This is a genomic window from Rhodopseudomonas sp. WA056 (assembly GCF_010906995.1).
GTDB classification, from domain to species: domain Bacteria; phylum Pseudomonadota; class Alphaproteobacteria; order Rhizobiales; family Xanthobacteraceae; genus Rhodopseudomonas; species Rhodopseudomonas palustris_G.
Genome location: NZ_QPFS01000248.1, coordinates 1 through 1,152, shown reverse-complemented (window position 1 = coordinate 1,152; position 1,152 = coordinate 1). Strand labels below are relative to the sequence as shown.

At 63.9% G+C, this 1,152-nt stretch carries 1 protein-coding gene; it reads left to right on the top strand.

Features of this window, described 5'->3' with window-relative positions:
- Positions 1–46: 46 nt before the first annotated feature.
- Positions 47–1,152, top strand: a 1,106-nt coding sequence (locus DU475_RS23830; RefSeq protein ID WP_164633518.1) for an IS701 family transposase, incomplete at its 3' end; no start/stop codon positions are given.

Genomic DNA, 1,152 nt, shown 5'->3' with positions numbered 1-1,152 from the left:
CTCAAGTATCTATTGAGATTCAGATTTTGGCAGATGGAGGCGCCAAATGAGTCTCGATTTCGACGGCGGCAGTGAAGTACGGTTTGCGAGGTATGTGGCGGGGCTTGCGAGCGTGATCGGGCATGTGGATCGCGCCGGTCCGCTACGGGACTATTGCACCGGATTGGTGTTGCCGGGCGAGCGCAAGAGCGTGGAGCCGATGGCGGCGCGAACGGCACCGGCCCGGACGGCGGCGCAGCACCAGTCACTGTTGCACTTCGTCGGTGTCGCGACATGGTCCGACGAGAAGGTGCTGGCCAAGGTGCGCGAGATGGTGTTGCCGGCGATCGAGAAAGACGGACCGATCGAGGCGTGGATCATCGACGACACGTCGTTCCCCAAGCAAGGCAAGCATTCGGTCGGCGTGCACCATCAATATTGCGGGCAGCTCGGTAAGCAGGCCAATTGCCAGGTGACGGTGACGCTGTCGGTCGCCAATCACACGGCCAGCCTTCCGGTGGCCTATCGTCTGTATCTGCCGCAGGACTGGAGCAAGGATCGGGCGCGCCGGAAGAAGGCGGGCGTGCCGAAGGAGATCAAGTTCACCACCAAACCCGAGATCGCGCTGGAGCAAATCCAATGGGCATGCGCGGCCGGCCTGCCGCGTGGCGTCGCCTTGATGGACGCGGCCTATGGCAACGACTCGCGTCTGCGCGCCGGAATGACGGCCCTTGAGGTCCCCTATGTGGTGGGCATTCTGCCGAACACCTTGATGTGGCGATCCGGGACCGGACCGCGCCGCAAAGGCAAGCCTTTGAACAATACGGGCCGCCGCGACGAGCCCGACCTCGTCTCGGCCAAAGACGTGGCGCTCGCCCTGCCGAAGCGGGCATGGCGCACGGTGGTTTGGCGGGAAGGCTCGGCCGATTTTCTATCGTCGCGCTTCGCGCGCGTGCGCGTCAGTGTCGGACATAACAAGCTGATCCCGGAGACGCTGCGGCCGGAGTGGCTGCTGGTCGAGTGGCCGGAGGACGAAACTGAACCGACCAAATATTGGCTTGCGACACTGCCGGAGACGATCGGCTTCCGACCGCTCGTCGACCTCGCCAAGCTGCGCTGGCGGATCGAGCGTGACTACCAGGAGCTCAAGCAGGAGGTCGGCCTCGGGCACTA